Annotated in this window: 22 protein-coding genes; 17 read left to right on the forward strand and 5 right to left on the reverse strand. The window is 68.6% G+C overall.

Annotated features, from left to right (window positions below):
- Window positions 1-82: 82 nt before the first annotated feature.
- Entirely contained in the window at window positions 83-781 is a 699-nt protein-coding gene (lexA, locus tag ACZZZB_RS18315) for a transcriptional repressor LexA (RefSeq protein ID WP_071262299.1), read from the reverse strand.
- Window positions 782-1,052: 271 nt separating this feature from the next.
- Here lexA and ACZZZB_RS18320 point away from each other — a divergent pair, with 271 nt between their 5' ends.
- From ACZZZB_RS18320 to ACZZZB_RS18330, 3 genes are all read left to right on the forward strand, one after another.
- On the forward strand, window positions 1,053-1,445 hold the full coding sequence (locus ACZZZB_RS18320) for a LysM peptidoglycan-binding domain-containing protein (protein WP_137243224.1): 393 nt from the start codon (window positions 1,053-1,055) through the stop codon (window positions 1,443-1,445).
- Between the two features lie 89 nt (window positions 1,446-1,534).
- Window positions 1,535-2,995: an amino acid permease gene (locus ACZZZB_RS18325; RefSeq protein WP_137243223.1), complete on the forward strand. Its 1,461-nt coding sequence runs from the start codon at window positions 1,535-1,537 to the stop codon at window positions 2,993-2,995.
- Between the two features lie 31 nt (window positions 2,996-3,026).
- On the forward strand, window positions 3,027-4,106 hold the full coding sequence (locus tag ACZZZB_RS18330) for a histidinol-phosphate transaminase (RefSeq protein WP_463530428.1): 1,080 nt from the start codon (window positions 3,027-3,029) through the stop codon (window positions 4,104-4,106).
- A gap of 34 nt (window positions 4,107-4,140) precedes the next feature.
- Here the strand turns inward: ACZZZB_RS18330 and sufU are convergent, their stop codons facing one another.
- Together sufU and ACZZZB_RS18340 are read right to left on the reverse strand one after the other, a co-directional pair.
- Window positions 4,141-4,578: a Fe-S cluster assembly sulfur transfer protein SufU gene (sufU, locus tag ACZZZB_RS18335; RefSeq protein ID WP_191941341.1), complete on the reverse strand. Its 438-nt coding sequence runs from the start codon at window positions 4,576-4,578 to the stop codon at window positions 4,141-4,143.
- Window positions 4,575-5,882, reverse strand: coding sequence for a SufS family cysteine desulfurase (locus ACZZZB_RS18340; RefSeq protein WP_124769501.1), 1,308 nt, complete (start codon window positions 5,880-5,882; stop codon window positions 4,575-4,577). The genes sufU and ACZZZB_RS18340 overlap by 4 nt, the downstream gene beginning before the upstream one ends.
- 110 nt (window positions 5,883-5,992) lie before the next feature.
- Here ACZZZB_RS18340 and hisB point away from each other — a divergent pair, with 110 nt between their 5' ends.
- The 4 genes from hisB to ACZZZB_RS18360 all read left to right on the forward strand — a co-directional run bounded on the left by hisB (window position 5,993) and on the right by ACZZZB_RS18360 (window position 8,876).
- Window positions 5,993-6,601, forward strand: a complete 609-nt coding sequence (gene hisB, locus ACZZZB_RS18345; RefSeq protein ID WP_079707070.1) for an imidazoleglycerol-phosphate dehydratase HisB — start codon at window positions 5,993-5,995, stop codon at window positions 6,599-6,601.
- Complete coding sequence (gene hisH / locus ACZZZB_RS18350) at window positions 6,598-7,233, forward strand: imidazole glycerol phosphate synthase subunit HisH (RefSeq protein WP_463530429.1); 636 nt, start codon at window positions 6,598-6,600, stop codon at window positions 7,231-7,233. The genes hisB and hisH overlap by 4 nt, the downstream gene beginning before the upstream one ends.
- An 85-nt stretch (window positions 7,234-7,318) precedes the next feature.
- Window positions 7,319-8,065: a bifunctional 1-(5-phosphoribosyl)-5-((5-phosphoribosylamino)methylideneamino)imidazole-4-carboxamide isomerase/phosphoribosylanthranilate isomerase PriA gene (gene priA, locus ACZZZB_RS18355; protein WP_079707068.1), complete on the forward strand. Its 747-nt coding sequence runs from the start codon at window positions 7,319-7,321 to the stop codon at window positions 8,063-8,065.
- The gene (locus ACZZZB_RS18360; RefSeq protein ID WP_370582709.1) at window positions 8,049-8,876 is read left to right on the forward strand and encodes an SseB family protein; all 828 of its coding nucleotides are present in this window, start codon (window positions 8,049-8,051) and stop codon (window positions 8,874-8,876) included. Before priA ends, ACZZZB_RS18360 begins: the two co-directional genes overlap by 17 nt.
- 27 nt (window positions 8,877-8,903) lie before the next feature.
- On the opposite strand, the gene ACZZZB_RS18365 is transcribed toward ACZZZB_RS18360, so the two are convergent.
- Complete coding sequence (locus ACZZZB_RS18365; RefSeq protein ID WP_056012072.1) at window positions 8,904-9,275, reverse strand: DUF1844 domain-containing protein; 372 nt, start codon at window positions 9,273-9,275, stop codon at window positions 8,904-8,906.
- A gap of 269 nt (window positions 9,276-9,544) precedes the next feature.
- Here ACZZZB_RS18365 and infC point away from each other — a divergent pair, with 269 nt between their 5' ends.
- The 10 genes from infC (at window position 9,545) to pheT (ending at window position 18,926) form a co-directional block, all read left to right on the forward strand.
- Window positions 9,545-10,171 (forward strand): translation initiation factor IF-3, encoded by a 627-nt coding sequence (gene infC, locus ACZZZB_RS18370; RefSeq protein ID WP_137243217.1) that lies wholly within the window; start codon window positions 9,545-9,547, stop codon window positions 10,169-10,171.
- Window positions 10,172-10,186: 15 nt separating this feature from the next.
- Entirely contained in the window at window positions 10,187-10,381 is a 195-nt protein-coding gene (gene rpmI / locus ACZZZB_RS18375; protein WP_056012069.1) for a 50S ribosomal protein L35, read from the forward strand.
- A 27-nt stretch (window positions 10,382-10,408) separates the two neighbouring features.
- Window positions 10,409-10,795 (forward strand): 50S ribosomal protein L20, encoded by a 387-nt coding sequence (rplT, locus tag ACZZZB_RS18380; protein WP_064294422.1) that lies wholly within the window; start codon window positions 10,409-10,411, stop codon window positions 10,793-10,795.
- Window positions 10,796-10,897: 102 nt separating this feature from the next.
- On the forward strand, window positions 10,898-11,698 hold the full coding sequence (locus ACZZZB_RS18385) for a TrmH family RNA methyltransferase (RefSeq protein ID WP_085512981.1): 801 nt from the start codon (window positions 10,898-10,900) through the stop codon (window positions 11,696-11,698).
- Window positions 11,699-11,919: 221 nt separating this feature from the next.
- Window positions 11,920-12,639 (forward strand): amino acid ABC transporter ATP-binding protein, encoded by a 720-nt coding sequence (locus ACZZZB_RS18390; RefSeq protein WP_079707380.1) that lies wholly within the window; start codon window positions 11,920-11,922, stop codon window positions 12,637-12,639.
- A gap of 91 nt (window positions 12,640-12,730) precedes the next feature.
- The gene (locus ACZZZB_RS18395) at window positions 12,731-13,627 is read left to right on the forward strand and encodes a glutamate ABC transporter substrate-binding protein (protein WP_137243216.1); all 897 of its coding nucleotides are present in this window, start codon (window positions 12,731-12,733) and stop codon (window positions 13,625-13,627) included.
- Between the two features lie 107 nt (window positions 13,628-13,734).
- A complete protein-coding gene (locus ACZZZB_RS18400; protein WP_079707378.1) occupies window positions 13,735-14,382 on the forward strand; it encodes an amino acid ABC transporter permease in 648 nt (215 codons plus the stop codon).
- Entirely contained in the window at window positions 14,379-15,278 is a 900-nt protein-coding gene (locus ACZZZB_RS18405; RefSeq protein WP_137243215.1) for an amino acid ABC transporter permease, read from the forward strand. The genes ACZZZB_RS18400 and ACZZZB_RS18405 overlap by 4 nt, the downstream gene beginning before the upstream one ends.
- Before the next feature lie 91 nt (window positions 15,279-15,369).
- Window positions 15,370-16,410, forward strand: a complete 1,041-nt coding sequence (gene pheS / locus ACZZZB_RS18410) for a phenylalanine--tRNA ligase subunit alpha (protein ID WP_137243214.1) — start codon at window positions 15,370-15,372, stop codon at window positions 16,408-16,410.
- A 2-nt stretch (window positions 16,411-16,412) separates the two neighbouring features.
- Window positions 16,413-18,926 carry a phenylalanine--tRNA ligase subunit beta gene (gene pheT / locus ACZZZB_RS18415; protein ID WP_137243213.1) on the forward strand — a complete coding sequence of 838 codons (2,514 nt, stop codon included), beginning with the start codon at window positions 16,413-16,415 and terminating at the stop codon, window positions 18,924-18,926.
- 73 nt (window positions 18,927-18,999) lie between these two features.
- Here pheT and ACZZZB_RS18420 read toward each other — a convergent pair whose 3' ends face one another.
- A complete protein-coding gene (locus tag ACZZZB_RS18420) occupies window positions 19,000-20,559 on the reverse strand; it encodes a helix-turn-helix domain-containing protein (protein ID WP_124769494.1) in 1,560 nt (519 codons plus the stop codon).
- Window positions 20,560-20,593: the final 34 nt, after the last annotated feature.

Here is a 20,593-nt window from a genome sequence, read left to right on the forward strand (position 1 = left end):
TCGTCGGTCCGGCACGGACGAGGGCCGGGACGATCCACGGATCGTCCCGGCCCTCGTCCGTGCCGCGGAGTGGTCCGGTCGGTCAGACCGTCCGGAGCACGGCGACGACCTTGCCGAGGACCTCGGCGTGGTCGCCGAGGATCGGTTCGAAGGCCGAGTTCCGGGGGAGCAGCCAGGTGTGGCCGTCGCGCTGGCGGAACACCTTCACGGTCGCCTCCTCGTCGAGCATGGCCGCGACGATCTCGCCGTTCTCGGCGGTCTTCTGCTCGCGGATGACGACCCAGTCGCCATCGCAGATCGCGGCGTCGACCATCGAGTCGCCGACGACCTTCAGCATGAACAGACTGCCCTTGCCGACCAGCTGACGCGGCAGGGGGAAGATCTCCTCGACCTGCTGCTCGGCCGTGATCGGGATACCGGCGGCGATGCGACCGACGAGCGGGACCATGGCTGCGTCGCCGACCGGGGGAGCGGAGTCGGGATCGCTCCCCTCGACGGCGCTCGGCAGGTCGATGAGCACCTCGATGGCGCGGGGACGGTTGGGATCGCGTCGGAGGTATCCGCTGAGTTCGAGCTGTCCGAGTTGGTGCGTGACACTCGACAGGGAGGCGAGCCCGACGGCGTCGCCGATCTCGCGCATGCTCGGCGGATATCCGCGCTGTGAGACCGAACGCTGGATGACGTCGAGGATCGCCAGCTGCTTGTCGCTCAGGCTCTTCCGTCGCCGGGTGCCGCCGATCTGGCGCTCCCGGGCTCCGTCGCCCGCCGTGTTCGCTGCCATCTTCGCTCCTGCCCTGATCGGCTGTCGGTGACCGATGTCGGTGGGTGGTGGTGTACTGCTTCCAACACTCGAAACTGTATCCGCACCAGCTCGTCCAGACAAACATCTGTTCGAGCGTGTCGCCGATCCCGCGCGTCTCAGGTACGAAGACAGGGTTGAGTATTCGAACAATCGAAGATATATTCGGAACACAGGTTCGTATCCGGCACTCCTGGTCGAGTGTCGGGTACGAGTCCTCATCACATGATGAGCACACTCTTGGAGGGTTGACATGAGCGCAGCACTGATCGGGTCCCACCGGGCGCTTCCCGCACGGACGGCGCAGGCACCGGCGTCAGACGCACCGTCCACACGCCGACTCCGCCTGACGAAGCGCGGCCGCGTCGTCTTCACCACGCTCGCCGCCATCCCGCTGGTCATCGGCGTCGCGGTCGTCGGACTCTCCGCAGGCGGTGCCGCGGCCAACACAGCGGCGGCGGGAGCCACGTTCACGTACATCACGGTCGACCCGGGCGAGTCGCTCTGGCAGCTGGCCGAGTCCATCGCGCCCGACGCCGACCCGCGCGACGTCATCGCCGAGATCATGAACCTCAACCAGCTCAGCACCGCCGGTGTCGAGCCCGGGCAGCGCCTGGCGATCCCGCAGCGTTACGCGGCCGAGTAGGCCGACAATCGGCGGGTCACTCCGCGCTGGTTCTCAGCTATCGTCGATGGCGCGGTGCAACGACGCCCGCAGCATCGTCGGAGGCAAGCATGAGTACAGACGATCGGAGCCGCTCGCTGCTCCGGAAGAAGCCGATCGCGGAGATCGAGGATGAGACCTCCGGTTCGAAGCTGTTCAAGAGCCTCGGGCTCTGGCAACTCACGGCCATCGGGGTCGGTGGCATCATCGGGGTGGGGATCTTCTCCCTCGCCGGACTCGTCGCTCATGGGAGCGAGGCCTCGCCCGCTGTCGGGCCGGCCGTCCTCTTCTCGTTCCTGATCGCGGGTCTCGCCTCCGCGGCCGCGGCGTTGTCGTACGCGGAGTTCGCCGGCATGATCCCGAGAGCCGGGTCCGCCTACACCTACGGGTATGTGGCGCTCGGCGAGATCATCGGCTGGTTCATCGGCTGGGACCTGTTGCTCGAGTACATCGCGATCGTCGCGGTGGTCGCGATCGGGATCTCCGGCTACTTCGACGCCTTCCTGTCCGGCATCGGGATCCACATGCCGGCCTGGATGACCTCGACCGCCGACGAGGGGAAGGGCGGCCTCGTCAATCTCCCCGCCATCTTCGTCTGTCTCCTCGTGACCTTCATCTTGAGTCGCGGGACGAAGGCCTTCGGTCGATTCGAGCTCATCGCGGTCGGCATCAAGGTCCTGCTCATCCTGTTCATCATCGGCCTCGGGGTCTTCTACATCAACGGGGAGAACTACGATCCGTTCCTCCCCAGCGGTTTCGGGCCGGTGTTCGCCGGTGCCGCGACGGTCTTCTTCGCGGTCTTCGGATACGACGCGATGAGCACGGCGGCCGAGGAGGCGAAGGACGGCAAGAAGCACATGCCGAAGGCGATCATCCTCTCCCTCATCGTCGCCATGCTCCTGTACGTCGCGGCCACCCTCGTCCTGACCGGTATGCAGAACTACACCGACATCGACCCCACCGCCGGGTTCGCATCGGCGTTCCAGAGTGTCGGCCTGCCCGTGGTGGCGACGATCATCTCCGTGTTCGCCGTCCTGTCGATCCTCACCGTGATGCTGACGTTCCTGTTGGGCGTCACCCGTGTCTGGTTCTCGATGAGTCGTGACGGTCTCCTTCCGCGGTGGTTCTCGCGCACGGACCGGCGAGGCGTGCCGCAGCGGGTGACCTGGATCGCCGGCGGCGCGGCAGCCGTCTTCGCCGGGGTGTTCCCGATCAAGCAGGTCGCCGACCTCACGAACATCGGCATCCTGGCCGCCTTCATCGTGGTCTGCGTGTCGGTGATCGTGTTCCGGTACACGAAGCCGGACGAGCCCCGCTCCTTCCGGTTGCCGTTGATGCCGTTCGTCCCGGCGTTCGGCGTCCTGGCGTCCGGCTTCCTGATCCTGCAGTTGCACTGGGAGACCTGGCTGCGGTTCGGGGTCTGGCTCGTGATCGGTCTCATCGTGTACTTCGCCTACGGGCGACGCCACTCGCTGTTGAACCCGGCGAGCCCCCGGCACGAGGTCCTTCGTCGGGAGCGTCAGGCGGAGTGAGCGCGCCGGTCGGAGTGGCTAGCATTGTGGAGTGACCGCTCTCGACGACCTCCCCATCCGCGACGACCTCCGAGGACAGCGCCCGTACGGCGCTCCCCAGGCCCTGGTGCCGGTGGCGCTCAACGTCAACGAGAACACGCACCCGATCCCTGAAGCGGTCGCGCACGACATCGTCGCCTCGCTCGCGTCGGCGGTCCTCACGGTGAACCGATACCCCGATCGCGAGTTCACGGAACTCCGCGAGGCCCTGGCGGGATACTTGGGTCACGGGGTGTCCCCGGAGCAGATCTGGGCGGGGAACGGGTCGAACGAGGTGCTCCAGCACATCCTGCAGGCCTTCGGTGGTCCCGGGCGATCGCTCCTCGGGTTCACGCCGACGTACTCGATGTATCCGCTCCTGGCCGCCGGTGTCGGCACCAGGTGGATCTCTGCGGCGCGTGACGCCGAGTTCGAGCTCTCGCCCGAGACCGCCGCGCGTCAGGTGGCCGAGGCGGATCCCGACCTCGTGTTCCTCTGCTCGCCCAACAACCCCACCGGAACACCGTTGTCGCTCGAGACCGTCACCGCGGTGTACGACGCCTCGCGGGGCATGGTGATCGTCGACGAAGCGTATGCGGAGTTCGCTCCTGACGACGAGGCGAGCGCGCTCACGCTGTTGGAGGGGCGTCCTCGCCTGATCGTCTCCAGGACGATGAGCAAGGCCTTCGCCTTCGCCGGGGTCCGTCTCGGGTATCTTGCGGCCGACCCCGCGGTCGTCGACGCGTTGAGACTCGTCCGGCTCCCGTACCACCTGAGCGCCCTGACGCAGGCGGCCGCGACCGCCGCGCTCCGGCACGCCGACGAGATGCTGGCGATGGTCGACGACATCCGGACGCAGCGCGATCGCCTCGTCGTCGAGCTCGGGCGTCTCGGCTACGACCCGAAGCGGAGCGGATCCAACTTCGTCCTGTTCGGCGGCGTCGCCAATCCGCACGCGGCGTTCGAGTCGCTCTTGGCGCGGGGGATCCTCATCCGTGACGTGGGTATCCCGAACCACCTGCGCGTGACCGCGGGCACCGAAGCGGAGACGACCGCGTTCCTCGAGGCCGTCGCGGCGATCAGCCCCGCCTGACCAGCCCTCAGCCGGGCGGGGGTGGGGCGCCTGCTCACGGCAGGCGGGAGATGGCCTCCTCGGCGGCGACCCACGGGAGCATGGCGCACTTCACGCGGGCGATGTAGCGCGAGACGCCACTGAACGCCGCGGCGTCTCCGAACCGTTCCTCGTCGAACTCGAGCGTGCCCCGCGAGCGGATGACGGTCCGGAACTCGTCGACCAGGGCCTGGAGCTCGGCCGGTGTGAGGCCTGCTGCGAGGTCGCTCAGGCAGGAGCTCGACGCCTGCGAGATCGAGCAGCCGTGCCCCTCCCAGGCGATCGGTGCGAGACGACCGTCGGGCCCGGGATGGAGCTGCAGGGTGACCTCGTCGCCGCAGGTGGGGTTGAGCTGGTGCGACTCGGCGGCGGGCGCGTCCCGCAACCCGAAGCCGTGGCGCTGGCGGGCGTGGTCGAGTATGAGCTCTTGGTAGAGGCTCTCCAGGCCGCTCATCGGGACACCCCGAAGAACGGACCGACCAGGGTGGCCGCGTGGAGGAAGGCGTCGATCTCGGCCTCCGTCGTGTAGAGGTAGCTGCTGGCGCGGGTGGACGCGGTGAGTCCCAACCGGCGGTGGAGTGGTTGCGCGCAATGGTGACCGACGCGGACCGCGATGCCCCGGTCGTCGAAGAACTGACCCACGTCGTGGGCGTGCACACCGGCGAGGTCGAAGCTCGCCAGCCCGGCGCGAGGCGTCCCGGGTGGCGGCCCGATGAGCGTGACGCCGGGGATGGCAGCGAGTCCGGCCGCGAGACGCTGTCCGTAGGCCGCCTCGGTGGCGTGGACACGGTCCATGCCGACCGCTTGCAGGAACCGGACGGCGCTCGCGAGGGCGATCGCCTGCGACACCGGCTGGGTCCCGGCCTCGAACCGTTGCGGAGCGGGCAGGAAGTCGGCGCCGTCGAGTGTGACGGTCGTGATCATCGACCCGCCGGTGAGGAAGGGGGGAAGGGCGTCGAGCAGCCGGCGGCGACCCCACAGGGCCCCGATGCCGTTCGGACCGAGCATCTTGTGGCCGGAGAACACGAGGAAGTCGACGCCGAGGGACGCGACGTCGACGGGCAGGTGCGGCACGGACTGGCAGGCATCGAGCACGGTCAGCGCGCCGACGCGTTCGGCGAGGGCGACGAGCTCGGAGACCGGCGCGATCGCCCCGGTGACGTTGGACACGTGCGCGAAGGCGATGATGCGCGTGCGTTCGCCGATGATGTCGTCCACGGCGTCCAAGCGCAGCACGCCGTGGTCGTCGACCGGGAGGTGACGGAGTGTCGCACCGGTACGTGCGGCGAGTTGCTGCCAGGGGATGAGGTTCGCGTGGTGTTCGAGTTCCGTGACGACGATCTCGTCGCCTGGACCGAGTCGGAACCGCTCGGCGGCAGCACCACCGAGGCCGGCGCTCGCATTCCCGATGGCCCCGGCGATGAGGTTGAGGGCTGCGGTCGCGCCGGAGGTCCAGACGAGTTCCCGCTCGTCGGCACCGATGAACGCGGCGACCGTGGCGCGAGCGTCCTCGAAGAGCTCCGTCGCCTCGGCGGCCAGGAGGTGGGCGCCACGGTGGACGGCGGCGTTCTGGTGCGTCGCGTAGTCACGCTCCGCGTCGATGACCTCGATCGGGCGTTGCGAAGTGGCTCCGGAGTCCAGATAGACGAGCGGGTGTCCGTTCATCTCCCGGGCGAGGATCGGGAACCGTTCACGGAGAGCGGCGATCTCCGTCGCGTCGAGTGGGACGGCCGGGGCGATGCTGGGTGTGGAAGTCATGACCTCTCAACGATAGGCGTCGGCACGGCCTGGTGCAGCCGCATGACGCGACGATGCCCACCCGTCGACACACGGCGTGCAGCGGCGGTGCGCTCGATACACTGGATCCCATGACCACCCAGCAGCGCACGGCCCGGATCCAGCGCGCGACGAGCGAGTCCAGCATCGAGCTGGAGTTGAACCTCGACGGCACCGGCACGAGCAGCATCGAGACCTCCGTCCCGTTCTACAACCACCTGCTCACGGCCTTCGCGAAGCACTCGCTGACCGATCTGACCGTCCGTGCGACGGGCGATGTCGACATCGACGTCCACCACACGGTCGAGGACGTCGGTATCGTCCTGGGCCAGGCGATCCGTCAGGCGCTCGGCGACAAGGCCGGCATCTCGCGGTACGGGGACGCGCTGGTCCCGCTCGACGAGGCCCTCGTGCAGGCCGTGGTCGACATCTCCGGTCGTCCGTACCTCGTGCACGGCGGGGAACCGGCCGGATTCGAGTTCCACCTCATCGGCGGGCACTTCACGGGTTCGATGGTGCGTCACGTCTTCGAGGCGATCACCTTCAACGCGGGCCTCACCGTGCACGTGAACGTCCTCGGCGGTCGCGATCCGCACCACATCGCCGAAGCGGAGTTCAAGGCGTTCGCGCGGGCCTTCCGGCAGGCGAAGGCGTTCGACCCCCTGGTCCAGGGCATCCCGTCGACGAAGGGCGCGCTGTGAGTGCACGCCCGTCGGTGGTCGTCCTCGACTACGGCTCCGGCAACGTGCACTCCGCCGTCAAGGCCCTCGAGCTCGCCGGCGCCGACGTCGTACTGACGGGTGACCGCAAGGCCGCCCAGGCCGCCGACGGTCTCGTGGTGCCAGGGGTCGGTGCCTTCGACGCGGTGATCCGCGCCCTCCGTTCCTCGCACGGCGACGAGGTCATCGACCGCCGTCTCGCGGGAGGCCGTCCGGTCCTCGGCATCTGCGTGGGGATGCAGGTCATGTTCGAGCGCGGCTTGGAGCGCGGTTCCGAGGCCGACGGCCTGGGGGAGTGGCCAGGCGCGGTCACGGAACTCGAGGCTCCCGTCCTGCCGCACATGGGCTGGAACACGGTGTCGCCGGACGCGGGGTCCGTGCTCTTCGACGGCCTCGCCGACGAGCGCTTCTACTTCGTCCACTCCTATGCCGCACAGCAGTGGACCCTCGAGGTCATGCCGCCGTTCCCAGAGCCGCGCCTCACTTGGGCGACCCACGGCGTGCCGTTCCTCGCGGCCGTCGAGAACGGTCCGTTGTCGGCGACGCAGTTCCACCCGGAGAAGTCGGGCGACGCCGGTATCCGCCTGCTGTCCAACTGGCTCGGCACCCTGTAGCCGACTAGGATCAGGTGCTTGTGCCACGAGGCATGCTGTGCGCCGGGAACCGAGGGGCTCGCAGCTCCCGAAGAGACGGTGGATCATGAACGAGTTCAACACGACGGCCGGACTGACGCTGCTCCCCGCGATCGACATCGTGGACGGGAAGGCCGTCCGGTTGACGCGCGGCGAGGCCGGTTCGGAGACGAACTACGGTGAGCCCGTGGACGCGGCCCTGGACTGGGCCCGTCAGGGGGCGGAGTGGATCCACCTCGTCGACCTCGACGCCGCGTTCGGCCGTGGCGACAACCGGTCGATCATCCGCAAGGTCATCTCGAAGGCGCGCGGCGTCAACATCGAGCTGTCGGGCGGCATCCGCGACGACGCCTCCCTCGAGCAGGCGCTCGAGACGGGCGTCGCACGCGTCAACCTCGGGACCGCGGCGCTCGAGAACCCCGAGTGGGCCGCGAGTGTCATCGCCCAGTACGGCGAGGCGATCGCGGTCGGCCTCGACGTCCGTGGCACGACGCTCGCCGCTCGCGGGTGGACGCAGGACGCCGGCGACCTGTGGACCGTCCTCGACCGTCTCGAGGAGGCGGGCTGCGCACGCTACGTCGTGACGGACGTCACGAAGGACGGCACGATGCAGGGGCCGAACATCGAACTGCTCCGACAGGTGCTCGAGCGCACGGAGCGGCCGGTGGTGGCCTCCGGCGGCATCTCGAGCCTCGACGATCTGGTCGCGCTGCGCGAGCTGGTCCCCCTCGGGCTCGAAGGGGCCATCATCGGGAAGGCGCTCTACAACGGCGCATTCACCCTGGCCGAGGCGCTGGATGTCTCGGGCCGCTGACGAATCCTCCGAGCCCGACCGGCAGGGTCCGTCGGGCGGGCATGCCCACCGTGCGATGGGTGGTGCCGATTCGGCCGGCCAGCCCTGGGCCGGTCGGAGCTTCCAGCCGAACGCGAGTTCCGGTGACGACGGCAGTGCGCCCGAGCGGCTGATCGAGTCCCTCCGACGCTTCCGGGCCGGCGAGGTCGGCGAGGCCGAGGTCGTCGACGCGTTCCGGGACTCCCGCCTGCTCATCCCGCTCGTGGCCCACCTCGGTGAGGCCGGCGAGAACGAGCACGGCCAACTGGTCGACAAGTCGCAGGAGCTGTCCATCGTGACCGTGACGGGTCCGGACGGCCGCACCGTGCTCCCGGTGTTCAGCTCGGTGCAGGCGATGTCCGCCTGGAACCGGACGGCGAGGCCGATCCCGGCCGACGGCGTCCGGGTCGCCCTGGCGGCCGCGAGTGAGCAGACGGACGTGGTGGTCCTCGATCCGACGTCGAGCACCGAGTTCGCCGTACGCCGCCCCGCGCTGTGGGCGATCGCGCAGTCGCAGCCGTGGACGCCCAGCTTCGCGGACCCGCTGGTGCGCGGCGCGTTCGAGCGATCGATCGAGCAGGAGCTCGCGGTCGTGAGTGTGCGTCTGCGAGCCGGAGATCCGGAGGCGAAGCTCGCCGGATCCGAGCTCGTGGTCGAGCTCGGCCTGCTGCAGGGACTGACCCAGCAGGAGCTCGACGCGGTGCTCGCGCGGCTCGCTCAGCGCTGGGCCGCGGACGAGGTCATCGCGACGCGCGTCGACTCGCTCGCGGTGTCGCTCCGCCCCGCCGACTGATCGGCGAGGCGGAGCACCGCCCTGCGATCAGGTGACCGGGCCGGTCCACTTCTCGCCGGGACCCTTGCCGATGGGATCCTGGATGGTGGACGCCTCCCGGAAGGCGAGCTGCAGGGACCGCAGGCCGTCGCGCAGCGAGCGGGCGTGCATGTCGCTGATCTCCGGGGCACCTGCGGTGATGAGCCCGGCGAGGGCGTTGATGAGCTTGCGGGCTTCGTCGAGGTCCGTCTGGGCGTCGGGGGCATCCGCGAGGCCGCACTTGACCGCTGCAGCGCTCATGAGGTGCACGGCGGCGGTGGTGATGACCTCGACGGCGGGGACGTCGGCGATGTCCCGGGTGGCCTGATCGGCCCCTCCCGACTCGTCGTCGTGGTCGTACGGGCTGGTGGTGTTGTTCACGTGGATCCTCTGTTAGACTCGTGCGGTGCTCCGAGACATGTCTCGGTACGAAAGAGGAGATTCTCCCACCCGCGCTTGACCGCTTCACAAGGTTACCGGGTTGTCACGCTCCGCCTGTCGCTTCACCGCTTCGGGTCGTCGGGCGTGGTGCCTTCCGACAGGTGTTTTGAACACCGGCGGAGGGTACGGGTGTGTGGTGAACCGATTTCGTCGCGTCGCAGGTATCGGACCTGGTCGCGTGGCATCCCACCCAGTCAGAGGAGCTCCGCATCAGCGATCCCCGTACCAATGACCGTATCCGCGTCCCGGAGGTCCGACTCGTCGGTCCCGGCGGAGAACAGGTCGGCGTCGTCAAAATCGAGGTCGCCCTTCGCCTCGCGCAGGAAGCGGATCTCGACCTCGTCGAGGTCGCACCCAACTCCAAGCCGCCCGTCGCGAAGATCATGGACTACGGCAAGTTCAAGTACGAGGCTGCGCAGAAGGCCAAAGAGGCCCGGCGCAACCAGGCGAACACGATCCTCAAAGAGGTCCGGTTCCGCCTCAAGATCGATCAGCACGACTACGAGACCAAGCGCAAGCGCGCCGAGGGCTTCCTCAAGGCCGGTGACAAGGTGAAAGCCATGATCCAGTTCCGCGGCCGCGAGCAGTCCCGCCCAGAGCAGGGCGTCCGCCTGCTCCAGAAGTTCGCCGAGGACGTGTCCGAGTGGGGCACCGTCGAGTCCACCCCCATGGTCGACGGTCGCAACATGGTGATGGTCGTCGGTCCACTCAAGAACAAGTCCGAGGCGAAAGCCGAAGCCAACGCACAACGTGCGGCATCCAAGGCACGTCCGGCTGACGCCGACGAAGCCGACGAGGCTGCTCCGGTGGAGTCATCCACCGACGAGAACCGATAAGAAACGAGGAATCCCATGCCGAAGCAGAAGACCCACTCCGGGGCCAAGAAGCGATTCAAGGTCACCGGCAGCGGCAAGCTGATGAAGCAGCAGGCCGGTATGCGACACAACCTGGAGAGCAAGTCCAGCCGTCGCACCCGTCGCCTGAACCAGGACCAGGTGCTGGCGCCCGCCGACGCCAAGGTCATGAAGAAGCTGCTCGGTCGCTAGACCGTTTACCCGTAAGGAACTAGGAACATGGCAAGAGTCAAAAGGGCGGTCAACGCTCACAAGAAGCGTCGCGTCATCCTCGAGCGCGCCGCCGGTTACCGCGGTCAGCGTTCGCGTCTGTACCGCAAGGCCAAGGAGCAGGTCACTCACTCCCTCGTCTACTCGTACCGCGACCGTCGTGCGCGCAAGGGTGACTTCCGTCGCCTCTGGATCCAGCGCATCAACGCGGCTTCGCGTGCCAACGGCATGACGTACAACCGCTTCATCCAGGGTCTCGGCCTCGCCGGGATCGAGGTCGACCGCCGTATCCTCGCGGACCTCGCGGTGCACGAGCCCGCCACCTTCGCGGCCCTCGTCGCGTCGGCCAAGGCCGCGCTGCCCGCCGACACCTCGGCGCCCAAGGTCTCCGCGTAGTCGGAAGCCCTGCGTCCGCCCGGACGATGTGTTCGAACGGCCCGATCCCACCAGGGATCGGGCCGTTTCGTCTGTCCGGAGTGCGACCCATAGGATGGGTGCGTGCTTGACAATCCGCGGTCACCGCGCGTCCGTTCCGTCGCCAAACTCGCCAAGCGTCCGGCGAGACAGGAGACCGGCCTGTTCCTCCTCGAAGGACCACAGGCGGTCTCGGAGGCCCTGCAGTTCCGGCCCGACCTGATCCTCGAGCTGTACGCGACGCCGACGGCCCTCGAGCGCTACACCGACATCGGGGCCGCGGCCACCGATGCGGGACTCGAGATCGAGTTCGTCACCGAGCAGGTCCTCGAGTCGATGGCCGACACCGTCACCCCGCAGGGGTTCATCGCGGTCGCGCAGCAGTTCCCGACCTCGATCAAGGACATCTTCGCCGGAGAGCCGCAGCTCGTCGTCATCCTGGAGGAGGTCCGCGACCCGGGCAACCTCGGGACGATCATCCGAGCCGCGGACGCCGCCGGCGCGGACGCCGTCGTCCTGAGCGGACGGACCGTCGACCTCTACAACCCGAAGGTCGTGCGCTCCACGACCGGCTCGCTCTTCCACCTGCCCGTCGCGGTCGGTGTCGAGCTGCCCGCCGTGCTGGAACGGGCCCGCGCAGCGGGACTGCAGACGCTCGCTGCCGACATCAAGGGCGAGGACCTCCTCGTGGCCCGGTCGGAAGGCGTGCTCGCGCGGCCGACGGCATGGGTGTTCGGCAACGAGGCCAGGGGACTCACCGATGAGCACCTCGAGCTCGTCGACCGTGCGGTTACGGTACCGATCTACGGCCGTGCCGAGAGCATGAACCTGGCCACTGCGGCGTCGGTGTGCGTCTTCGAGAGCGCGTTCGCGCAGCACGCCTGAGCGCCTGAGGCGTCGACCGTCGAGGTTACGAAACGGTAACCGTAGCGCTTCCGTCATGCGCACGAAACACACGGTCACCTAGTTTGGGTTACATGGAGCCAACAGTGTCCCCGAACTCCGGCCCGACGGAACCCGATGCAGCAGCCTCGCATGGTGCCGCCGGCGCATACGAGACCACGAGCAACCCGATCCAGGCAGGGCGCGGCGAGCCCCTCGTCGTCATGGAGAACGTCGAGAAGCACTACGGCGAGTTCCACGCCCTGAAGGACATCAACCTCACCGTCAACAAGGGTGAGGTCGTCGTCGTGATCGGACCGTCCGGGTCCGGCAAGTCCACCCTCTGCCGGACGATCAACCGGCTCGAGACGATCAGCTCGGGGGAGATCCGGATCGACGGCAAGAAGCTGCCGGAGGAGGGCAAGCAGCTCGCCGAGCTGCGCGCCGACGTCGGCATGGTGTTCCAGTCGTTCAACCTGTTCGCGCACAAGACGATCCGCGAGAACGTCACCCTCGGCCCGATCAAGGTGCGCAAGCAGAAGAAGCGCGACGCCGACGATGCGGCGAAGGTGCTGCTCGAGCGCGTCGGCATCGGCGTGCAGGCGGACAAGCTGCCGGCACAGTTGTCCGGCGGGCAGCAGCAGCGCGTGGCGATCGCCCGCGCCCTCGCGATGAAGCCGAAGGTCATGCTGTTCGACGAGCCGACCTCGGCCCTCGACCCCGAGATGATCAACGAGGTCCTCGACGTCATGGTGCAGCTCGCCAGTGAGGGCATGACCATGATCGTCGTCACCCACGAGATGGGCTTCGCCAGGAAGGCCGCCGACCGCGTCGTGTTCATGGCCGACGGCGAGATCCTCGAGGACACCGACCCCGAGTCGTTCTTCACGAACCCGCAGTCCGAGCGGGCGAAGGACTTCCTGTCGAAGCTCCTCACCCACTGACCCATCCGACTCCGGATCGCGCGACCCGCGCGGCGACCCGGAACTGACCAACCGATCGGCCCGTCCCGGGCACCAAGGAAGGAAGGAAAACATGCGCAAGAGGCTCATGTTCATCACCGCGGGAGTCGCTGCAGCAGCGCTCGCGCTCAGCGGGTGCAGCGGCGGCGACGCCGGCACCGGATCGACCGACGGCGCGTCCGACGGCGGCGCACTCTTCGAGGTCGCCACCGACGTCCAGCTCGAGGGCAGCCCCACGTACGACGCGATGGTGAAGGCCGACAAGGTCCGCATCGGCGTCAAGGAGGACCAGCCCGGTCTCGGCTACCTCGACGCCGCCACCGGCGAGCGTTCCGGCTTCGACGTCGAGATGGCCACCTGGATCGCCGCGTCGCTCGGCTTCGATGCCGACAAGATCGAGTTCAAGGCGATCCCGAGCGCCAACCGCGAGTCGGCCATCGTGAACGGTGACATCGACTACTACGTCGGCACCTACTCGATCACCGACAAGCGCAAGGAGCAGATCGACTTCGCCGGACCGTACTTCGAGACCGGCCAGGGCCTGCTCGTCGCCGCGGACAACGACGACATCAAGGGCGAGGACGACCTCGCCGGCAAGACCGTGTGTTCGGCGACGGGCTCCACGCCCATCCAGAACATCAAGGACAACTTCCCCGACACCAAGACGGAGGAGTTCGACACCTACTCGCAGTGTGTCGAGGCCCTGAACGACGGCAAGGTCGACGCGGTCACGACCGACCAGGCGATCCTGATCGGGTACGCGGCGCAGTTCCCCGACGACCTCAAGGTCGTGGGCGAGCCGTTCAGCACCGAGCTCTACGGCATCGGTCTGCCGAAGGGTGACGACGCCCTCCGCCACTTCATCAACACGATGTTCACCGATGGCGGCGACACCTGGACCAAGATCTACGACGCCACCCTCGGCGCCTCCGGCACCAAGGTGACCCAGCCGGCGGTCGACGACTACTAAGCAGCGCCCCGGGCGGCCGCCGACCAGCGGCCGTCCGGGGGAGCTGTCCCGTCGACTCCGCCCAGGCGCCCGCCACGGGCGTCCCCCTCCCGAAAGGCGTGCGCGACATGAACGTCCTGCTCGACAACCTCGACCTCTTCGTCACGGGCTTCCGCAACACCCTGCTGCTCTTCGTGGTGTCGGGGTTCTTCGCGCTCATCCTCGGCACCATCGTCGGTGCCATGCGGGTCTCGCCGGTCCCGGCGATGCGCCTCTTCGGCACCGTGTACGTCAACACGGTGCGCAACACCCCGCTGACCCTCATCCTCTTCTTCTTCGCCTTCGGCTACCCGAAGCTCGGGCTCCCCGAAGTGAGTTACACGACGCTCGCGATCATCGGGCTGAGCCTCTACACCGCGACCTACGTCGCAGAGGTCCTGCGGTCCGGCGTCAACACGGTGCCGATCGGTCAGGCCGAGGCCGCACGCGCGATCGGGCTGCCGTTCGGACAGACCATGACGCTCGTCATCCTGCCGCAGGCGTTCCGTGCCGTCCTGCCACCGCTGTTCAGCGTGCTCATCGCCCTGCTCAAGAACACGACGGTCGCCGCCGGCTTCTCCGTCGCCGAAGCGGGCGCGATCCGCGCGAACCTGTCCGAGCGCGGTGAGCCGCTCCTCATCGGACTGCTGTGGGTGGCCCTCATCTTCGTGGCGCTCGTGTCGCTCCTGTCCCTCGCCCAACGGGCCTTCGAGAAGAAGTGGAGGATCGCGCGATGAGCTCCGTCCTGTTCGACACCCCCGGCCCGAAGGCCATCGTCCGCTATCGCTGGATCGGTGCGGCGACGGTGCTCGTCGTCGCCGGCATCCTCGCGTTCGTCGTCTTCCGCTTCATCGAGACCGGACAGTTCACCGCCTCGAAGTGGAAGCTCTTCACCTTCCCGCGCGTCTGGGAGCAGATCCTCCAGGCGACGGGTGCCACCCTGTCCGCGTTCGCGGTCGCCGCGGTCTGCAGCGTCGTCCTCGGACTGTTGCTGGCGATCGGCCGACTGTCCGACCACAAGATCATCAGCGTCCCGTTCACGATCTTCATCGAGTTCTTCCGGGCGGTCCCGGTCCTCATCCTGATGATGCTCATGTACTACGGGCTGCCGCCCCTCGGCTTCACCTTCGTGACGCCGTTCGTCGCCGTCGCCATCGCGCTGACGCTGTACAACGGCGCGGTGTTCTCCGAGATCTTCCGAGCGGGTATCGAGTCGCTGCCGAAGGGGCAGGGCGAGGCCGCCTACGCCATCGGCCTGCGGAAGTCCGCCGTCCTGCGCCTCATCCTGTTCCCGCAGGCGATCCGCGCGATGCTGCCGGTGATCATCGCCCAGCTCGTCGTCGCCCTCAAGGACACGGCACTCGGCTTCCTGATCACCTATCAGGAGCTCCTCTACCTCGCGAAGCAGTTCGGGTCGCAGGCGCTCTACGGCAGCCCGATCATCCCCTCGATCATCGTGATGGGCTCGATCTACATCGTGCTCTGCCTGATCCTCTCGGGCGTCGCGAAGATCGTCGAGGTGCGTACCCGACGGTCGCCGCGGACGCCGAAGGAACAGGCCGTGACCGAGGACACGACGACCAAGATCCTCGGCATCCAGGCGGGGAACCAGTCGTCCGGCGCGAGCATCTGACGTCGTCCCGACGGAGCCCGGGCGATCGGGCCGCCGTCGGGGCGAGGACGGTCGCCCATGTGGGCCGACCGCCTGGGTAGACTTGGCTCTCGTGTCCGACGCATCCCCAATCTCCGAACCAGCGGTGAACGCCGCGGTCGACGCCGCTCTCGAAGCGATCGCCGCAGCCACCGACTCGGCCGCCCTGAAAGCGGTCCGATCAGCCCACGCCGGCGAAGCGTCACCGCTCGCCGCCCTCAACGGATCGCTCCGCAGCGTGCCGAACGACCAGAAGGCCGCGCTCGGCAAGCTGGTCGGTCAGGCCCGCGGGCGCGTCTCGAAGGCGTTGAGCGAGCGCGAGGGCGAGATCGTCGCCGCCGAGACGGAGGCACGCCTCGCCGCCGAGGCGATCGACGTCACCGCCGTGCCGCTGCGACGCCTGCCCGGTGCCCGGCACCCCCTCACGCTGCTCCAGGACCGCGTGTCCGACATCTTCGTCGGCATGGGGTGGGAGATCGCCGAGGGGCCAGAGGTCGAGAGCGAGTGGTTCAACTTCGACGCCCTGAACTTCGACGCCGACCACCCGGCCCGCGCGATGCAGGACACCTTCTTCGTGGAGCCGCTGGAGTCGCACCTCGTCCTGCGGACGCACACCTCGCCGGTCCAGGTGCGCTCGCTGCTCGAGCGCGAACTCCCCGTGTACGTGCTCGCCCCCGGGCGGGTCTACCGCACCGACGAGCTCGACGCGACGCACACGCCCGTCTTCATGCAGTTCGAGGGTCTCGCCGTCGACAAGGGCCTGACGATGGCGCACCTCCGCGGAACGCTCGACCACTTCGTGAAGAGCGTCTTCGGCGACGACGCGAAGGTCCGCCTGCGTCCCAGCTACTTCCCCTTCACCGAGCCGAGCGCCGAGCTCGACTTCTGGCACCCGACCTTCAAGGACGGACCGCGTTGGATCGAGTGGGGTGGGTGCGGCATGATCAACCCGAACGTGCTCCGGTCCGCCGGTATCGACCCCGAGGTCTACTCGGGCTTCGCCTTCGGGATGGGCGTCGAGCGCGGCCTGATGCTGCGCGACGGCGTGCAGGACATGCGAGAGATGGTGGAGGGCGACGTCCGCTTCTCCCAGCAGTTCGGGATGGTGGTGTAGTCGTGCGTGTTCCATTGAGCTGGCTCGGGGAGTTCGTCGAACTCGCCCCGGGGACCACCCCTGAAGACGTCCACGCCGCGCTCGTGCGCGTCGGGCTCGAGGAGGAGGACGTCCACCGCTTCGAGCTGACCGGTCCCATCGTGGTCGGCGAGGTCCTCGAGTTCGTCGAGGAGCCGCAGTCCAACGGCAAGACCATCCGCTGGTGCCAGGTCCGCGTCGCCGAGGGTGACGCCGACGGGGCCGTACGGGGCATCGTCTGCGGTGCCGGCAACTTCTTCGTCGGCGACCAGGTGGTCGTCACCCTGCCCGGCGCCGTGCTGCCCGGTCCGTTCCCGATCGCCGCTCGAAAGACCTACGGCCACGTGTCGGACGGCATGATCGCCTCGGCTCGCGAGCTCGGCCTCGGTGAGGACCACGACGGGATCCTGCGTCTCTCGACGATCGGGGTCGAGGCACCCGTCGGCACCGACGCGATCAGCCTGCTCGGTCTCGACGACGCCGCGGTCGAGCTCAACGTGACGCCCGATCGCGGCTACGCGTTCTCGATCCGAGGGGTCGCACGCGAGTACTCGCACGCGACCGGTGCGGCCTTCCGCGACCCGGCGGCGAGCGTCCCCGAGGCGTTCACCGGGCCACTCGACGGCTTCCCCGTCACGATCGAGGATGCGGGGCCGATCCGCGGTCGCGTCGGGTCGAGCGTGTTCGTCACCCGCGTCGTGCGCGACGTCGACCCGACGAAGCCGACCCCGCCGTGGATGGTTGCCCGGTTGAAGCTCGCCGGCATCCGCTCGCTGTCGCTCGTCGTCGACATCACGAACTACGTCATGCTCGAGCTCGGGCAGCCGATCCACGGGTACGACCTCGACAAGCTCACTGGCGGCATCGTCGTCCGGCGCGCGCGGTCCGGCGAGACCTTCGTCACGCTCGACGGCCAGGAGCGGAAGCTCCACGACGAGGACCTGCTGATCACCGACGACTCGGGCCCGATCGGGCTCGCGGGCGTGATGGGTGGCCTCGACACCGAGATCACCGATGCCACGCGCAACGTCATCATCGAGGCCGCGAACTTCGACCAGGTGTCCATCGCGCGGAGCGCGCGTCGCCACAAGCTGCCGAGCGAGGCGTCCAAGCGGTTCGAGCGCGGTGTCGATCCACAGATCGCCGTCGCGGCCGCCGGTCGCGTCGCGCAGTTGCTCGTCGACCTGGCCGGCGGCCGGACGGACGACCTCGGCTCCACCGTCACCACGGCGCCGGATCGCGAGCCGATCCTGCTCCCCGACGACTACATCAACGGCCTCATCGGCGTCACGTTCGGAGCGGACGAGACACGATCCGCGCTCGCCGAGATCGGCGCGGCCGTCGAGGCTACCGATGGCGGCCTGCTCGTGACGCCGCCGAGCTGGCGCCACGACATCACCGGCAAGGAGGACCTCGCCGAGGAGGTGGCGCGGATCCTCGGATACGACCGCATCCCGTCTGTGCTCCCCGTCGCGCCTCCGGGACGCGGGCTCTCGCGTTCGCAGCGGCTGCGCCGTGGGGTCGCCGACGCGCTCGCCTACGGCGGCGCCACCGAGGTGTTGGCCTACCCGTTCGTCTCCGCCGGGGAGAACGCCCGGTTCGGCGCACCGCAACCAGGTGAGTTCCCGGCCGTGAAGCTCGCGAACCCGCTCGACGCGAAGGCCCCCTTCCTCCGCGCGTCGATCCTGCCCGGTCTCCTCGCGGTGGCCCACCGGAACGTCTCGCGCGGTCTGACCGACCTCTCGATCTTCGAGGTCGGCGCGGTGTTCCGTCCGTCCCGTCACGGCGCGTTCGGCCAGGCCGAACTCCCGCAGGCGGCGGTCCGTCCGAGCGAGGCCCAGCTCGAGGAGCTCGAGGCGGGCGTCCCGGCCCAACCGCGTCATCTCGGATTCCTCGCGGTCGGCAACGCCGTCGCGAAGCAGCCGGGCCAGCCCGCGGTCGCGGCCGGTATCGCGGACGCGCTCGAGGCCGTCCAGGCCGTCGCAGTGGCGACCGGTGTCGACATCACCGTCTCGCAGGGCAGCCACCAGGCACTGCACCCCGGACGGACCGCGGCCTTGCACGTGGGCGACGTCCTGGTGGGATACGCGGGGGAGGTCCACCCGGCCGTCGCCGAGGAGGCGAACTTGCCGCGCGTCGTAGCGGTCGCGGAACTCGACCTGGATCGCATCATCGCGCTCGGCGACGCACTGCCCGAGGCCGTCGGCATCGGCACCCTGCCCGCTGCGACGCAGGACCTCTCGCTGCTCGTCCCCGCGACGGTCTCCGCCGGCGAGGTCCTCGACGCCGTCCGGGTCGGAGCCGGTTCACTGCTCGAGCACATCCGCCTCGTCGACGACTACCGCGGCTCGGGCGTCCCCGAGGGCGGCAAGAGCCTGACCTTCGCGCTGCGGTTCCGCGCGCCGGACCGCACGCTCACCGCGGCGGAGGCGAGCGACGCGAAGCTCGCCGGCGCGGCAGTGGCGGCCGAGCGTTTCGGCGCGAGCATCCGGGACTGAGCCGGTCGTACCGGACGACAGCGGCCCCGCGGATCGACGATCTGCGGGGCCGCGTCCGTCGGACGGGACGGACTCAGTCGCGGAAGGTCTCGATCGACGCACCCAGGGTGATGAGCCGCTCCTGCAGCTGCTCGTACCCGCGAGCGATGATGTCGACGTTCCGGAGCACGCTCGTACCTTTCGCGGCGAGCATGGCGAGCAGGATGACGACTGCCGGTCGCAGCGCGGGAGGGCAGCTCACCTCGGCGCCGGACCAGTGCGTCGGCCCGGAGACGTCGATGCGGTGCGGGTCGCGCAGGCGGACGTTCGCGCCGAGTCGGGTCAGGTCGGTGAGGTGGATCGCCCTGCCCTCGTACACCCAGTCGTGGATGAGCGTGTCGCCCTCGGCGCAGGCCGCGATGACCGCGAAGAACGGGAGGTTGTCGATGTTGAGCCCCGGGAACGGCATGGGGTGGATCTTGTCGATCGGGGCGTGCAGCTTCGAGGGATGCACGGTGACGTCGACGAGACGGGTCCGACCGTTCGCGGCTGCGTACTCGGGGGAGCGGGTGTAGCGCAGTCCCATCTCGCCGAGCGTCGCGAGCTCGATCTCCATGAACTCGATCGGCACGCGCGTGACGGTGATCTCCGAGTCGGTGACGATCCCGGCGGTGAGCAGACTCATCGCCTCCACCGGGTCCTCACTCGGCCAGTAGTCCACGTCCTCGTTGATGACGCTGCGGCCGGTGATCCGGAGCGTCGTGCTCCCGATGCCCTCGATGGTGATGCCGAGGAGCTCCAGGTAGAAGCACAAATCCTGCACCATGTAGTTCGGGCTGGCGTTGCGGATGGTCGTCACACCGTCGCGGACCGCGGCGGCCATGATGGCGTTCTCGGTCACGGTGTCGCCGCGCTCGGTGAGCACGACGCTCAGTTCCTCGGGCACGTCGGGGGCGACGGTGGCCTGGTACCAGCCGGCGGTCGCCTCGATGGACAGGCCGAACGGCCGGAGCGCGATGAGGTGCGGTTCGACGGTGCGGGTCCCGAGGTCGCAACCACCGGCGTAGGGGAGGGCGAAGGTGTCGTAGCGGCCGAGCAGCGGACCGAGGAACATGAGCACACTGCGGGTCCGGCGACCGGCGTCCTCGTCGATGCTCTCGAGTGAGAGGTCGTCCGGGACGTGGATCTCGACGTCCTGGCCGTCGGGCGACCAGACCACGGAGACGCCCAGGCTGCGCAGGACGTCGATGATGCGGTCGACCTCGACGATCCGGGCGATGCCGTGCAGCGTGGTGCGGCCGCGGTTCATGAGCGCGGCGCACAGGAGCGCGACCGAGGCGTTCTTGCTCGAACGCACCGCGATGGTCCCGTGCAGCTGTCGGCCACCCTGGACGCGGAGGTGCGAGTTCTTCTTCTGTTCGCCGAAACTGACGATCTCACTCTCGAGCGCGGTGCTGATCCGGCTCAGGAGGTCGATGCTGATGTTCTGACTGCCCTGCTCGATCCGGTTGATCGCGCTCTGGCTCGTACCGACGCGTTCCGCCAGCTGGGCCTGGGTGAGTTTGCGTCCCTGACGGGCGCCGCGGATGAGTGCTCCGACCTGCCGGAGCGGTGCCGCAGGGTCCGTTCGTTCAAACGTTGCCGTGTCTTCCATGTCGTCACTCTATCTCAGATATGAGATAGAGCGC

Source organism: Plantibacter sp. AC185, from assembly GCF_979258065.1.

Bases quoted from the DNA above. Each gene is read 5' to 3' on its own strand.
- sufU (WP_191941341.1), bottom strand. From the start codon at position 4,578: ATGAGCGGCCTGGAGAGCCTCTACCAAGAGCTCATACTCGACCACGCC.
- ACZZZB_RS18325 (WP_137243223.1), top strand. From the start codon at position 1,535: ATGAGTACAGACGATCGGAGCCGCTCGCTGCTCCGGAAGAAGCCGATC.
- ACZZZB_RS18320 (WP_137243224.1), top strand. From the start codon at position 1,053: ATGAGCGCAGCACTGATCGGGTCCCACCGGGCGCTTCCCGCACGGACG.
- rpmI (WP_056012069.1), top strand. From the start codon at position 10,187: ATGCCGAAGCAGAAGACCCACTCCGGGGCCAAGAAGCGATTCAAGGTC.
- rplT (WP_064294422.1), top strand. From the start codon at position 10,409: ATGGCAAGAGTCAAAAGGGCGGTCAACGCTCACAAGAAGCGTCGCGTC.
- ACZZZB_RS18395 (WP_137243216.1), top strand. From the start codon at position 12,731: ATGCGCAAGAGGCTCATGTTCATCACCGCGGGAGTCGCTGCAGCAGCG.
- ACZZZB_RS18390 (WP_079707380.1), top strand. From the start codon at position 11,920: ATGGAGAACGTCGAGAAGCACTACGGCGAGTTCCACGCCCTGAAGGAC.
- hisB (WP_079707070.1), top strand. From the start codon at position 5,993: ATGACCACCCAGCAGCGCACGGCCCGGATCCAGCGCGCGACGAGCGAG.
- priA (WP_079707068.1), top strand. From the start codon at position 7,319: ATGAACGAGTTCAACACGACGGCCGGACTGACGCTGCTCCCCGCGATC.
- ACZZZB_RS18360 (WP_370582709.1), top strand. From the start codon at position 8,049: ATGTCTCGGGCCGCTGACGAATCCTCCGAGCCCGACCGGCAGGGTCCG.
- lexA (WP_071262299.1), bottom strand. From the start codon at position 781: ATGGCAGCGAACACGGCGGGCGACGGAGCCCGGGAGCGCCAGATCGGC.
- ACZZZB_RS18420 (WP_124769494.1), bottom strand. From the start codon at position 20,559: ATGGAAGACACGGCAACGTTTGAACGAACGGACCCTGCGGCACCGCTC.
- ACZZZB_RS18340 (WP_124769501.1), bottom strand. From the start codon at position 5,882: ATGACTTCCACACCCAGCATCGCCCCGGCCGTCCCACTCGACGCGACG.
- ACZZZB_RS18405 (WP_137243215.1), top strand. From the start codon at position 14,379: ATGAGCTCCGTCCTGTTCGACACCCCCGGCCCGAAGGCCATCGTCCGC.
- ACZZZB_RS18400 (WP_079707378.1), top strand. From the start codon at position 13,735: ATGAACGTCCTGCTCGACAACCTCGACCTCTTCGTCACGGGCTTCCGC.